Source organism: Psychrobacter nivimaris (assembly GCF_043419765.1).
In the GTDB taxonomy this organism is placed as follows: domain Bacteria; phylum Pseudomonadota; class Gammaproteobacteria; order Pseudomonadales; family Moraxellaceae; genus Psychrobacter.
In genome coordinates this window covers 590,227-603,742 of sequence record NZ_JBHOFX010000002.1, presented here as the reverse complement: position 1 = coordinate 603,742, position 13,516 = coordinate 590,227, and the positions used below count along the sequence as shown (strand labels likewise).

General features: G+C 42.0%; 12 protein-coding genes. 2 read left to right on the top strand and 10 right to left on the bottom strand.

What is annotated here, in order from left to right:
* Positions 1–16 precede the first annotated feature (16 nt).
* The 7 genes from hscA to ACHEVO_RS05820 all read right to left on the bottom strand — a co-directional run bounded on the left by hscA (position 17) and on the right by ACHEVO_RS05820 (position 6,767).
* The gene (gene hscA / locus ACHEVO_RS05850; RefSeq protein WP_394124265.1) at positions 17–1,897 is read right to left on the bottom strand and encodes a Fe-S protein assembly chaperone HscA; all 1,881 of its coding nucleotides are present in this window, start codon (positions 1,895–1,897) and stop codon (positions 17–19) included.
* A gap of 211 nt (positions 1,898–2,108) precedes the next feature.
* Positions 2,109–2,690 (bottom strand): Fe-S protein assembly co-chaperone HscB, encoded by a 582-nt coding sequence (hscB, locus tag ACHEVO_RS05845; protein WP_341608913.1) that lies wholly within the window; start codon positions 2,688–2,690, stop codon positions 2,109–2,111.
* 191 nt (positions 2,691–2,881) lie between these two features.
* Entirely contained in the window at positions 2,882–3,202 is a 321-nt protein-coding gene (gene iscA, locus ACHEVO_RS05840) for an iron-sulfur cluster assembly protein IscA (RefSeq protein ID WP_021814983.1), read from the bottom strand.
* A 227-nt stretch (positions 3,203–3,429) separates the two neighbouring features.
* Entirely contained in the window at positions 3,430–3,840 is a 411-nt protein-coding gene (gene iscU / locus ACHEVO_RS05835; protein ID WP_057759218.1) for a Fe-S cluster assembly scaffold IscU, read from the bottom strand.
* Between the two features lie 154 nt (positions 3,841–3,994).
* On the bottom strand, positions 3,995–5,221 hold the full coding sequence (locus ACHEVO_RS05830) for an IscS subfamily cysteine desulfurase (protein WP_394124264.1): 1,227 nt from the start codon (positions 5,219–5,221) through the stop codon (positions 3,995–3,997).
* Positions 5,218–5,727, bottom strand: a complete 510-nt coding sequence (locus tag ACHEVO_RS05825; RefSeq protein ID WP_057759222.1) for an Rrf2 family transcriptional regulator — start codon at positions 5,725–5,727, stop codon at positions 5,218–5,220. The genes ACHEVO_RS05830 and ACHEVO_RS05825 overlap by 4 nt, the downstream gene beginning before the upstream one ends.
* A 395-nt stretch (positions 5,728–6,122) precedes the next feature.
* Complete coding sequence (locus ACHEVO_RS05820) at positions 6,123–6,767, bottom strand: hypothetical protein (RefSeq protein ID WP_114700834.1); 645 nt, start codon at positions 6,765–6,767, stop codon at positions 6,123–6,125.
* A 524-nt stretch (positions 6,768–7,291) separates the two neighbouring features.
* Here ACHEVO_RS05820 and ACHEVO_RS05815 point away from each other — a divergent pair.
* Positions 7,292–7,564, top strand: coding sequence for an HU family DNA-binding protein (locus tag ACHEVO_RS05815; protein ID WP_045445077.1), 273 nt, complete (start codon positions 7,292–7,294; stop codon positions 7,562–7,564).
* A 351-nt stretch (positions 7,565–7,915) separates the two neighbouring features.
* Positions 7,916–9,790, top strand: coding sequence for a SurA N-terminal domain-containing protein (locus ACHEVO_RS05810; protein ID WP_394124263.1), 1,875 nt, complete (start codon positions 7,916–7,918; stop codon positions 9,788–9,790).
* Between the two features lie 181 nt (positions 9,791–9,971).
* Here the strand turns inward: ACHEVO_RS05810 and purH are convergent, their stop codons facing one another.
* The 3 genes from purH to ACHEVO_RS05795 form a co-directional block, all read right to left on the bottom strand.
* Positions 9,972–11,552: a bifunctional phosphoribosylaminoimidazolecarboxamide formyltransferase/IMP cyclohydrolase gene (gene purH / locus ACHEVO_RS05805; protein WP_102090397.1), complete on the bottom strand. Its 1,581-nt coding sequence runs from the start codon at positions 11,550–11,552 to the stop codon at positions 9,972–9,974.
* A gap of 149 nt (positions 11,553–11,701) precedes the next feature.
* Positions 11,702–12,064 carry a DNA-binding transcriptional regulator Fis gene (fis, locus tag ACHEVO_RS05800; protein WP_394124262.1) on the bottom strand — a complete coding sequence of 121 codons (363 nt, stop codon included), beginning with the start codon at positions 12,062–12,064 and terminating at the stop codon, positions 11,702–11,704.
* A 178-nt stretch (positions 12,065–12,242) separates the two neighbouring features.
* The gene (locus tag ACHEVO_RS05795) at positions 12,243–13,505 is read right to left on the bottom strand and encodes a DUF3426 domain-containing protein (RefSeq protein WP_394124261.1); all 1,263 of its coding nucleotides are present in this window, start codon (positions 13,503–13,505) and stop codon (positions 12,243–12,245) included.
* Positions 13,506–13,516 lie beyond the last annotated feature (11 nt).

The window sequence follows — 13,516 nt, the reverse complement described above, 5'->3', positions numbered from 1 at the left end:
TATGTCGATGTATTTATTACCAGTCTTTGGCACTAGTACCTGCCATACTGGTCTTGACGCTTTGATTCATAATACGTGCAGCAAAGGCATCACTATGTGGCTTGAGCTGTGCTTGTTGCGTTTCAATAAGCGCTAAGTCATCAGTGCTAAGAGAGTTACGTAGCGCTTGTATATGCTCTGCTAGTGACTGTTGTTCTTCAGTAGAAAGCAACGCCGCAAATTCGTTAAGTGCCGACTCTAGGGCAAGTACTTCACGTTCCGCTTCCACTTTGGTCTCAATTAAAGACCGCGCGTTTTTGTCTTCTTCTGCGTGTTTAAACCCTGCAATCAGCAACTGTTCTTTTTGTTCATCTGATAGACCATAAGAAGGTACAATCTCGATTTTGCTTTCTGTTTTGGTCGTAGTTTCCTGTGCACTGACAGTAAGCTGACCATTAGCATCAATACTAAAGGTGACTTCGATACGAGCAAACCCAGCTTTCATTGGCGGGATACCATACAGCTCAAAACGTCCAAGTGAACGACAGTTTTCTACCGTTTCACGCTCACCTTGCACCACATGAATCACCATGCCTGTTTGAACATCTTGATAAGTGGTAAACACCTGACGTTTCTTCACAGGGATAGGCGTGTTGCGTGGGATGAGTACTTCAACCAAACCGCCCATGGTCTCAAGACCTAATGATAATGGCGTCACATCCAATAATAATAAATTATTATCACTATCCCCGTTAACCAATTGGTGGGCAGTCTGAGCAGCACCTAAAGCAACCACCTCATCTGGATTCAGACGGCAAAGTGGCTGCTTAGCAAAAAACTCAGTCACAACTTGCTGTACTGCAGGCATACGAGTCGAGCCGCCCACTAAGATAACTTCGTCTAGATCTGCAGTAGACAGCTTGGCATCGCGTAGGACTTGTTCACACACGCTTAGCGTACGGCGACTGACAGGCTCTACGATAGTTAGCACATCTGTACGGCTTAATACACCTTGATAAGACTGACCATTGACAATAACACTGATATCTACTTGCTCAGCATCAGTCAATGCTTGCTTATAAGCTTTGGCTTGTTGAGCTAGTATTGATTTGTCGTGCAGGCTTACGTCTTTTGGGTCGATATTTAATTGTTTAATAATCCAATTGGTAATAAGACGATCAATATCATCGCCGCCCAATGCGCTATTACCACCAGTTGCCAATACTTCAAAGACACCGTCGGTAAGTTTTAAGATAGAGACGTCAAAAGTACCACCACCCAAATCATAGATTAAGTAATAGCTTTCTTTCTTACTGTCTTCTGAGGATTGGTCCAGGCCATAAGCGACCGCTGCCGCCGTTGGTTCATTGAGTAAGCGCAGTACGTTGATACCCGCTGCTTGAGCGGCGTCTTTGGTTGCTTGGCGCTGTGCTTCATCAAAATAAGCGGGTACCGTAATCACGGCACCTTCAATACTATCTGCAGGTAAAGCGCTTGCTGCACGTTGCTCAAGAGCGGCTAGTATACGCGCCGATACTGCAACAGGAGAAACCTCACCTTGAGCCGTTACAAAGGCGGGCATATCATCTTTATTACCAGACAGCTCATAAGGATGAGAGAATTTGATATCAGCTTGACTACGACCCATAAAACGCTTAGCCGAGACGATCGTATTTTTTGGATCATCCGCTAAATGCGCTAGAGCGTCATAGCCAACCAATGGCGTACCAGTAGCTGGATAATAGACAACAGACGGTAATAATGTATCTGTCGCTGAACCTGCCTCTAAGACTTGTGCCTTACCTGAACGCACCACAGCAACCAACGAGCGTGTAGTACCGAGGTCGATGCCCAAGCCAAATTTATGTTGGTGAGGTTGAGCGCTTTGATTGGGTTCAGCAATTTGCATTAAAGACATAAGGATAACTCAGAGATAAAATGAATAAGTGAAATGGAGCAAATATAGCATATGTAGTACGAGAGCTTAACGTCGGTAATCTCATTCCATAAAGAAGATAGATTCTGACAGTTTAATGGGCTTAGATTCAAAGATTATACGGTATCACGGTCACTATTTTAACCAAATATATAGAATTTAGCTTGTTAGTGAGAGCCATAACCACAGATGTTTAGACGTATAAGTCATCGTCATCTGAATGCGATGAATTTGCGACATCATCAAGCCCCGTCGTCACATCAGCATTTAGCTTAACTAAAAATTTCAGTTTCTGTGTCGCATCAATCGCTGTTTGCCAATCTTGATTTTGATAAGCATTATTGAAGCGTTCAGATTGATTTGCTAGACGCTCTGTAATTTGAGGATGTAATTGCTGCAAGGCTGCAAGATCTTTGTCTTCGATAGCATCATCTAGATCCATACGCATCTGCATCGCATCTTCCAAAAAGTCTAAATCTGCGATTGAATGCTCTATGTTTTGTGCTTGATCCGCCATGTCTAGTAAATAACCAGCACGACTATCAGGAGCGCTTAGAGTCTGATACGCTTGATTGATTAAAGCCGACGCTTTTTCAGACTGCAACTGTGCTTGAACCATATCGGTCTGATTTTTGGCAACATTATCAGGATGAAAGCGTTTCTGCAGCAAGCGCAAACGTTGCTCTAGATTGCTTTGGTTGATTTCAAATTGTACAGGCTGCTCAAATAGGGCAAAGAAGTTATCAAACTGTGGTTCTGAAGTAATATCTGTCATAATCTGATGCCTTGCTTTTTTATTTATTTTTGAAGTCATAACCTAGCTAAGAATATCTCAATCGCTTGGCTACCTAACTATATTAGCCATTTTTCATAGCGATAGCAGAGATACTGCACTATTTCTATGCAAGTTTGTTGAAGCATAAATCTATCAGTTTCCAACTATTGAACAATTAAGCCATTGCACAATTAAACTGTAAACGACTCACCGCAACCACATTCACCTTTTTGGTTAGGGTTAGTGAATTTAAAGCCTTCGTTTAAACCTTCTTTTTCGTAATCCATCAACAAGCCGTCTAAATATACGAGGCTTTTAGGATCAATGAAAATGCTAACGCCGCGACTTTCATAGCGCGTGTCGTTTTCATCAGGGGTATCTACAAACTCTAAAACGTAAGCCAAGCCCGAGCAACCCGCCGTACGGATACCAACTCGAATGCCTTCGCCTTTGCCGCGATTGTCCAAAAAGTCTCGAACATGCTGAGCGGCGCGTTCTGTCATTTCAATCATGCCAACTCCCATTGACTATTAATCATAAATATCAATAAAAAAATCTAGATAAACTGACAACCAGAATTACAAGATTGCCAAAATTATAGGCTTACAACTATTAGAAAACAAAAGGTGACAATTACATAAGTGTCATTGTCACCTCTTTAGCGTCAGTAGCGATTACACATTGCTACTTTAGCGTTGCTAGTACAACGTAGCGCATACGCTAGCAGGTTTAGCCTAGCTTAGATCGCAGCTTCTTCTGCTGGAGCGGCTACGCCATGCTTACCTTTATAGTCGCTAATAGCGGCTTTAATAGCGTCTTCTGCAAGTACAGAGCAATGCACTTTTACTGGTGGTAATGCTAGCTCTTGAGCGATATCGTTGTTTTTGATCTCGCCAGCTTGATCCAAGCTTTTGCCTTTTAGCCACTCAGTAACAAGTGAGCTTGAAGCAATCGCTGAACCGCAGCCATAAGTCTTGAAGCGCGCATCTTCGATAATACCATTATCGTCGACTTGGATTTGTAGACGCATTACATCGCCACATGCTGGGGCACCGACCATACCGGTACCAACGTTCTTGGCATTTTTATCAAGATTACCAACGTTGCGTGGGTTTTCGTAATGATCAATAACTTGGTCACTATAGGCCATGGGGTTTTCTCCTAGTTAGATGATGAGTAGTCGTTTATCAACTTTAAGTGTCTAACTACTCATCGATAATTGGGGTCAAACGCTTAATTTAATTGTCTGATCAATTGTTTAATAAATATATATTGCTAGCTATACTAAAAAGCTATATTAGAAATTAATGCTCAGCCCACTCGACTGAGTTTAAATCAACACCTTCTTGGTACATATCCCAAAGTGGTGATAGAGCACGTAGTTTATCAACGGCTTCATGCATCTGTTTGATAACAGTATCGATGTCTTCATCAGTAGTATAACGGCCGAAGCTGAAACGGATTGAGCTATGTGCCAATTCATCTGGGCGACCGATTGCACGTAGTACATATGATGGCTCAAGCGTTGCTGACGTACAGGCTGAACCTGATGATACAGCTAAGTCTTTAAGTGACATCATCAACGACTCGCCTTCAACGAAGTTAAAGCTAATGTTTACAATGTTTGGTACGCTATTCTCAAGGTCACCGTTTAAGTAAATCTCTTCGATGTCTTGTAGACCATCCCAAAGTTTTTGACGTAATTTGGCTGCATGTGCATGGTCAGCTTCATAGCTTTCATTAGCTAAAGCAAATGCTGCGCCTAGACCAACGATCTGATGCGTTGGTAGAGTACCTGAACGCATACCGCGCTCATGACCACCGCCATGTTGCTCAGCTTTCAAGCGAATACGTGGCTTACGACGAACAAACAATGCGCCGATACCTTTAGGGCCGTATGCTTTATGACCTGAGAAGCTCATCAAATCAATTTTCATTTCTTCAAGATTGATTTTTACTTTACCAACAGACTGTGCGCCATCAACATGGAAAACCACACTAGCTTCGCGAGTGATTTCACCAATCGCTGCAACATCAGTAATAGTACCAAGCTCATTGTTTACCATCATAAGTGATACTAAAATCGTATCATCACGTAGTGCTTCTTTTACTTGCTCTGGCAAGATAAGACCTGTGCTTGGCTGTGGCTCAAGATACGTAATCTCAAAACCTTCTTGCTCAAGCTCGCGGCAGGTATCTAATACAGCTTTGTGCTCAATTTTACTGGTAATGATATGTTTGCCACGAGACTGATAAAAATGTGCTGCACCTTTAATGGCTAAGTTATCAGACTCAGTTGCACCAGAAGTAAAGACGATTTCGCGTGGATCAGCGTTGATAACTTCAGCAACTTGACCGCGAGCAGTTTCTACTGCTTCTTCCGCTTGCCAACCGTAACCATGTGAGCGTGAAGCTGGGTTACCAAAGACACCATCTACAGTCAAATACTCGCTCATTTTAGCAGCTACTGATTTAGCAACTGGAGTAGTGGCGGCATAATCTAAGTATATAAGGTTGTTATGTTGGCTCATGCTGGGTTTGCCTCGCTGTTCGATAGAGTAATAGTATTAATGTCTTTTATGGAAATATCTTTTGTAGAGGTGTGCTGACGCTCTGAGACTGACTGCACGTTTTCCATATCTAATAATTGCGCTAATGTTATATTTTTCAAGTACTGTTCGATATGATTCGACAGTGCACACCACAGATCGTGAGTTAGGCACATTGTACCACCTTGACAGTCACCGCGTCCTTCACACTGCATCGCGTTTACTGACTCATCAACCGCAGATATGATACTCATCACATCTATCTCATTCAATGGCTTAGCTAGGTGATAACCACCTGCAGCACCGCGAATACTCGTGACAAGACCGCGTTTGCGGAGTTTAGAAAATAACTGTTCAAGATACGAGATTGAAATCGATTGCCGTTTGGCGATATCGGATAATGATACAGCACTGTCTTGTTGGCTAGTCTGTAATGCCAAATCTAATAATGCGGTAACAGCGTATCTGCCCCGAGTAGTCAAACGCATGTGTTATCTCCAAACTTGATGTCATTTATGTTTAACAACGATCTTAGCCAAAGGTTCGAATCAGCACTCATAAGATAAAAAGAGCAACCAATAATACGTCAGCTAAGTTTTGTCTTATCGTTATTGAACAACAGATGATTAACCCGATGTGTGCAACGATTAAGGTAATTATACTTAATCCCGAGTAATTTAGTCAAGATTAAAGTGTGGTTCAATGGTTAATCAAGCTTATTGCTGTAATTGATAAAAACAATGATGTTTAGAAGGGATATATGAGTGAGATATAAGTAGCTTAATTTGTCTGCTACAGATATATTTAACGAAGTAAAAAATAAGCGTTCAATATCTATAGAAGACATTGAACGCTTATTTATAGGTAATTCAGCGAACTAAAACTAATTCATCAATAGTGCGATGACTGAACCGATCATAATGACGAGGGCGACAACAGTGACAATCATCAACGTTTTTTGCTTGCTCTGAAGCTCTCTTACGGTTGTTTCAAGTTCACGATTTTTAATGGTCAAGGTATTAATCTGTGTTTGCTGTTCTTTAATACGCAGTTTGTAGTTGTTCTTTTTTTCTTCCAAATCAGCTTCGGTAGGTTTGGTTTTAGTCTTGCCACCCTTTATCTTTTTGATCAGACCTTGAATCAAGCTGCCAAGCCCAAGTTGCATAATAAACTGTTTGACCAGTTGTACTTGAATCGACTCACCGCGCATCTGTAGCTTTTCGGTGGTTTCGCTATCATGAGTGGTGATGGCGTTGATAACTTGAATGCTATAAGCATTGATAACCACGTCAGGCTCACTACGACCAATCGGCAGCTGAGCATCTAGTAACACGCCTTTGGTACTAAAGGTGGCAAATACTTCTACATGCGGTAAGTACAAGCGAAGTGCTACTACGGTGCCTTGCTTGGCAAGCGGATAAGCGGCCTTACGCAATTCAGGATCCAAACGTAACAATAATGTCAGCGCCGACTCGATAAATACTAAAATGATATTAAGAAAAGAGTGAGACAACGTAGAACGCTTCATGTAAGTAATCCGTTTTTTATTTAGCAAGTTTTAGATATTGAGCAAACAGAAGTCTGTATTTGCCCAAGGCTTGCAGTGATATTTTGCTTATAGTAACGTCTTTATAATAAAAAGTAACGCTAGTTTCTGTAGTGGCTAAACTATTACATTACAATTTAGCAGTCAATAAAGACACTCTTATTTATGACCAGCAATATACAAACTTAATGCATAGCAATGCACAGACGGCAATTGACAAATCTGTCAAAGCGTAGAAAATAGGAAAGCCAATCGTCTCAGTTATGCAGAGCCACTTATATATAAATTCCTAACGCTTTGCGTAACATTAGGTGTCAAATACGTAGTGTAGAGCACAAAAATATGTAAAATCGCTTGCGCTCCTTATGCTGCCTTGATATAAAGACGATAACAAAGAAGAACCTGTTAATGCGCCAGTTAGGTAGTTTTTATTGCGTAAGCACCATGAGAGCGTTACAATACTTGGCGTGAGCATTTATTACCCCCTTAAACTTGAAGGAAATTTTATGAATAAGTCAGAATTAATTGATAGCATCGCAGACAAAAGTGGTCTAAATAAAACCCAAGCTGGTGATGCACTAAACGCTGTTATGGAAAGTGTTGGCGAAGCGCTAGAAGCTGGCGATAGCATCTCATTAGTTGGCTTTGGTACTTTCAGTGTAAAAGATCGCAAAGCACGCACTGGTCGCAACCCTAAGACTGGCGAAGAGCTAAGCATTCCAGCAAGCAAAGTACCAAGCTTTAAAGCTGGTAAAAACTTAAAAGAGCGCTTGAACTAAGCCGATTTTTTAAGCATAAAATGATAGTCGATGGTCTATAGCTGAAGTAATGAGCTATCCATCGAAGAGAGCACCTAATATTTAGGTGCTTTTTTTATCGCTATAGTTTGTATCATGCGTCGTGAATATTTTGAGTCTGCATGAAAAATCACGTATCATAGGGCGCGCGATAGGTGTGTCATTTAAGTCAGATTTCTTTAGTAAATTTTGTTTTTTACTATAAAATGCATACGCTCTTACTCTTACCATTGCTAGCTTAAATAGTACTGATGTTGGCAGGTTGCACTTAACAGCTCCTAACAGTATTACAATGGTTTTTCATTAATATAGGTTAATAAAGCAGAGATAACTATGGATAAATTGCGCGATTTCTTAAAAAGCTGGCCAGGTCGCATTTTATTGATTTTATGCCTATCGCCGCTCGCTCTCTTGGGTGTCGAAAGCTATTTTGGCGGCAACGTCGATCCCAACCAGATTGCGCAGGTAGGTGAGGCAAGCGTAGGACTGTCCGAGTATCAAACTGCTGTCAATAGCCGTCGTTCTGAAGTGCTAGAGCAAGTCGAAGATGCCAGCTTGTTAAATGAAGATGTGCTTCATGAGCAAGTATTAAAAGGTCTAATCGACCGTACGTTGTTAGAGCAGCAAGCAGGTAAGCTTGGTATGACAGTGTCTGACGACACGATCAATCGTCTGCTGCGTCAAGAAGAAATATTCCAAGATGCAGAGGGTAACTTTTCAAACGATCAGTTCTCAAACTTCTTGCGTCAGCGCGGCATGACTAAAAACCAGCTATTTGCAGAATTTCGCAATCAGTTAAGCTTGGATCAATTAAACGCCAGTATCGTTGGGACGGCCGTCTACCCTATGCAAGCAGTCAGTCAATTGATTGATTTGCAACTTGAGTCGCGCAACGTTTGGGTACATCGCTTTAATTGGCAAGATTATGCTGATAAAGTTAAGCTTAGCAAAGCAGACATTCAGTCCTACTATGATGCCAACAAAGATACATTGAAAAGTGCAGCGATGGTTGACTTGGCGTATATCCAGCTTAGCCCGCAAACTATCAAGGTTGATGAGGTAACCGCAGAAGAGTTGCAGCAGCAGTATGAAGCATATAAGCAGAGCATTTCGGCTACTGATGAGCGTAAAGTCAGTCAGATTCTGTTTACTGGTAAAGATGCTAAGACAAGAGCCGACAAAGTCAAAGCCCGTCTGAATAAAGGTGAAGCTTTTGCTGCGCTTGCTAAAGCAGAGTCAGACGATCCATCAGGTGAAACAGGTGGTGATATCGGACGTTTCAATCCATCAGTGTTTGGCAGTGATGCAGATACTGTGCAAGAGGCACTAGAAGGGTTGAGCGTTGGTGATGTGACTGCGCTTATCAAGACTAGCTTTGGTTATCAGATATTTACGGTCACTGAAGACAATGGCAAAAAGATTCCAAGCCTAGACAGTATGCGTGATGAGCTGACTGCGAAAGCAAAAGAGTATAAACGTCAGGAAATCTATGCTGATAAAGTGACATCAATCAATGATTTGGCAGCAGACGGTTTCAGTATCGAAGATATTGCACAGCAAGAAAACGTCAGCCTAAAGCGTATCAAAGATTATCGTAAAGTAAACAATAAGTCTGCATTGCCGCAACCAGCAGTGGTTAAACAGGCCTTTGATGAGTTTACCATTCAAGATCAAGCGGTAACGGCAGGCGTAGAAGTTGGCAACGGTACTGTATGGTTACAGCCAAGCAATTATCGTCCTACTAAGACGCTTGCTCTAGCAAATGCAACTCCAAGAATCACTCAAATACTCCGTCAACAGAAAGCGACAGCATTAGCTTTAAAAGACGCTAAAGCATTGGCTGCTGGTATCAAGACGCCGGCTGATATCAGTAAGCAGTCGGTAAGCTTCCAAGCACTGGGTGAGATTAACCGTCAAACGACGCAGCTAACGGACAAAGAGCGTGGATTGGCCTTTAGCCAGCAAGCCGCTGATAATGGCGTCGTCGCGATTGCTAGTGAGACTGAGATGGGTGCAACGCTACTGGTTGGAGACCGTATTAAAACTGAGCAGCAGTCACCACTGTCTGATATGCAAAGAGCGCAAACAGCCAGTATTATCCGTGACAATTTAGGCCAAGACCAGTTGCAAGACTATTTAGACTATCTACGTATGGTGTATACGGTTGAGATTAATGAAAGCAATATGGCAAACGCACAAGGACGCTAAGTATTTGCTAGTTTATTATTCTTAGTTATTGAAAAAGCCACCGTATCAATTGATACAGTGGCTTTTTTTTGGGTGATGCTTTAACGATAATTATCACAAATACTATAGAAGCTGAAAATTAGTCGCAGTAATAAATACAATTGCTGCGACTAATCCCAGTCTTAAATTAATAGGTGATTGTTTAATGACGGAAATGGCGCATGCCAGTAAATACCATCGCGATACCGTGCTCATTAGCAGCAGCAATGGTCTCGTCATCACGCATAGAGCCACCCGGCTGAATGATAGCAGAGATACCTACTTCAGCAGCATTGTCGATGCCATCACGGAAAGGGAAGAACGCATCTGATGCCATAACAGCACCTTCAGTTGCTAGTCCAGCATGCTCTGCTTTGATAGCAGCAATACGTGCTGAGTTAACGCGGCTCATTTGGCCTGCGCCAACACCAATAGTACGTTGGCCTTTCGCGTAGACAATAGCATTAGATTTGACGTATTTTGCCACGTTCCAGCTGAACAGTAGATCTGCCACTTGTGCTTCAGTTGGTTGTACATCAGTGACGATTTTTAGGTCGTTAGCAGTGATTAAACCAAGGTCTTGCTCTTGTACCAGTAGGCCACCGTTGACACGCTTATAGTCAAGTTGGATATCGCGCTGATCTGGTGCCGGTAGCTCGCCGCATACCAATACGCGTACGTTTTTCTTAGTAGCTGTCGCTTCAAGTACACCGTCTTCGATACTAGGTGCAATGATTACTTCTACGAACTGATTGTCGATAATGGCTTTTGCCGCAGCAAGCGTTAACGGACGGTTGAATGCGATGATACCGCCAAAAGACGATTCAGGATCAGTGCTAAAAGCAGTGCGGTAAGCCGCTACTTGGTCATTATCAACTGCGACACCGCAAGGGTTGGCATGCTTAACGATAACGCAGGCAGGCGCGCTGAAAGCTTTAACGCACTCAAGCGCAGCATCGGTATCAGCGATATTATTATAAGATAGCGCTTTGCCTTGTAACTGCTTAGCCGTTGCGATTGAGGCTTGTTTGCTTTTCAAAGGCTGGTTTTCAGTATAGAAAGCCGCGTTTTGATGCGGGTTTTCACCGTAGCGTAGGTCTTGTGCTTTTTCAAGCTGGACATTGAATGTACGTGGGAAGTTTTCTGGTTCTTGAGTTTCGTTGACACGGCTACCTAAGAAGTTTGCAATCATACCGTCGTACTGTGCCGTATGCTCAAACGCCTTTACTGCTAAGTCATAACGTAAAGCAGTTGTCAGTTTGGTACCACCGTCTAAGGCGTTAAGTACACGGTCATAATCCGCTGGATCAGTTACGATACCTACATGAGCGTGGTTTTTCGCTGCTGAACGCACCATGGTAGGGCCGCCAATATCGATGTTTTCGATAGCGTCGTTCATAGTCACGTCAGCACGTGCGATAGTTTCAGCAAACGGATATAAGTTCACGACGACCAAGTCGATACGTTCGATCGCATGATCACTCATTACTGCATCATCTGTACCGCGGCGTCCTAGGATGCCACCATGAATCTTAGGATGCAGCGTTTTGACACGACCATCCATCATTTCAGGAAAGCCTGTGTAATCTGATACTTCAGTCACGTCGACATTGTTTTCTGTGAGCAGACGATAAGTACCGCCAGTAGATAACAAACCAAAACCTGCTTTGAGAAGGCCTTGAGCAAACTCGACGATATTAGATTTATCGGAGACCGATAGTAGGGCAAGTGGGGTTGTACTCATAAGAAATTTTCCATAAAAAAAGCCTGACGTAAACGTCTGGCAAGGTGATGATGACAACGGTATGCCGTATCATGATAGATAAAGCGAGAAACATTTAATTGCCATACATAATGATAGTCAATGATGATGGGTAAGCTCATATAACAATGCTACATTAAATCATAGGTTTTCATTTTTTTGCGCAAGGTGCCTCGATTTAGGCCTAATATCTGAGCACATTTGGTTTGGTTGCCTCTTGTTTTTTCTAGGACGACAGATAAGAGAGGCTCTTCGACTTGCTTTAAAATTAGCTCATATAAATCAGTGGGCATCTCATCTCCTAACATCGCAAAGTACTGACGTACCACACGCTCTACATGAACCCGTAGAGGTTGCTGCGCACTATTTGTATAGTTTTGACTAGCAAAATCAAAGCCGTGCGTAGGTGGTTGGTATTCGTCTTTATTATAGTCGGCAGGGTGCTCAGAGCTTTTAGCAAAATGATTGGCATTATGCTGTGCATGAGGTGCCATAAAATAATATCCTTGAGATGAAGAAGAATTCTGATTGTAAGGGGTCAGAACCATAGTATATCAAATTAATATCGCCTAGCGCTGATAGATTCATTGTTATCTTGGCTATCACGGTTTAATTGAAAATGAATTGACGGTGTATTTTCTAATCACGCTTATTTATATATGACAACTTAATTTAATAAAGAGCGGTCATAGTAATGTCACGAATTTGCGCATTAGCCACAGGGATAGTGAATAATAGCTGTCTATCTGTATTGGCAGCTAACTGACTTTGCTTTCCTAGTAAATAATCGTTTGGATCTGCAATAAACTCTCCAATAATCTCATCTTTACCGTAAACGCTTATTTTAACATTGGGGTATAGTTGTGATTGCAGGCTTCCGTTACTCAGAGTAGCGCCTATATCGCTAAATGTACCAGCAGTTTTAATCTGACTGCTTCTATGAAAGGTATTGCTGATGGTAAGCGCTGATAAGTCTGCACTGGGCAAGCTGCAGGCAGCGACAGAGCAGATCGATTGGAGACGCTGAGCATATGCTGGGTTTTTGACTAAATTTTCTAAGTTAAAAATAACATACTGTGCTGCGAGTAGCAGTGCTAAGACCAAACAACCTAATATCCATAATAGTGATGCAATTGAACGTGTCGTTTGGGTTGGTGCAAACGGTAGCTGAGTTTTTCTTAAACGATCGTCGGCAACAGGGTCTTCATCTTTGACGGGTACTCCCATATCAGACAGAAGCTGTGATAAGTCTGTATCATCTGGTGGTGTTTCTTCGGGTTGATTTTGTTCTTCTAATAGTTTTTGCAGCCATGAATTGTTATCAGTACTCTCAACATTGGCATGAATATCATTGGCCGCTGCCGAGCTGAGCATGTCCTGTGTTGATGAGGATGCTGATATTGTACTAGTAGATGGTTTCTTTATTGATGGATTAGGGCTTTTGATAGTTTCTTCAGAAGGAGTCGCGTTTGGTTTTTCTGTGGTTGATACGCTAGGACTGGTATTACTGGCTTGGGTTAACCATGCATCCATGCTATCTAATGAGTCATACTCTTGAACGTTCTCTTCTGGATCGTCTATATCCATATCATCATAGATTAAGTCGTCATGAATCAAAGTATCAGATGATTTTTTCTTACTGATTGAAGATGTAGGGCGATTTGGCACATTTTGAGGTTTATGCTGATTACTATTAGTAGACGTTTTTTGCTCGTTTGATATTGGTTGATTTTGAGCTTTTTGTTGAGCAGGAATATTTTTTTGTGGTGTTGGTTTTTGAATAACCTCAGAATTTACCACAAGATGCTTATTGACCAAAAAAATTTGCTGGCAACGATCACAGCTGATGGTAGCATTGACTTGATTTAATTGAGTTTGTTTAACGCTATAGCAAGCTTGGCAATGGGGGCATTGTGTTTTTATTGGTGTGGTCATAGAGGCGAATC

Excerpts from the sequence above, each read along its gene's own strand:
- hscA (WP_394124265.1), bottom strand. The coding sequence starts at position 1,897 with ATGTCTTTAATGCAAATTGCTGAACCCAATCAAAGCGCTCAACCTCAC.
- hscB (WP_341608913.1), bottom strand. The coding sequence starts at position 2,690 with ATGACAGATATTACTTCAGAACCACAGTTTGATAACTTCTTTGCCCTA.
- iscA (WP_021814983.1), bottom strand. The coding sequence starts at position 3,202 with ATGATTGAAATGACAGAACGCGCCGCTCAGCATGTTCGAGACTTTTTG.
- iscU (WP_057759218.1), bottom strand. The coding sequence starts at position 3,840 with ATGGCCTATAGTGACCAAGTTATTGATCATTACGAAAACCCACGCAAC.
- ACHEVO_RS05830 (WP_394124264.1), bottom strand. The coding sequence starts at position 5,221 with ATGAGCCAACATAACAACCTTATATACTTAGATTATGCCGCCACTACT.
- ACHEVO_RS05825 (WP_057759222.1), bottom strand. The coding sequence starts at position 5,727 with ATGCGTTTGACTACTCGGGGCAGATACGCTGTTACCGCATTATTAGAT.
- ACHEVO_RS05820 (WP_114700834.1), bottom strand. The coding sequence starts at position 6,767 with ATGAAGCGTTCTACGTTGTCTCACTCTTTTCTTAATATCATTTTAGTA.
- ACHEVO_RS05815 (WP_045445077.1), top strand. The coding sequence starts at position 7,292 with ATGAATAAGTCAGAATTAATTGATAGCATCGCAGACAAAAGTGGTCTA.
- ACHEVO_RS05810 (WP_394124263.1), top strand. The coding sequence starts at position 7,916 with ATGGATAAATTGCGCGATTTCTTAAAAAGCTGGCCAGGTCGCATTTTA.
- purH (WP_102090397.1), bottom strand. The coding sequence starts at position 11,552 with ATGAGTACAACCCCACTTGCCCTACTATCGGTCTCCGATAAATCTAAT.
- fis (WP_394124262.1), bottom strand. The coding sequence starts at position 12,064 with ATGGCACCTCATGCACAGCATAATGCCAATCATTTTGCTAAAAGCTCT.
- ACHEVO_RS05795 (WP_394124261.1), bottom strand. The coding sequence starts at position 13,505 with ATGACCACACCAATAAAAACACAATGCCCCCATTGCCAAGCTTGCTAT.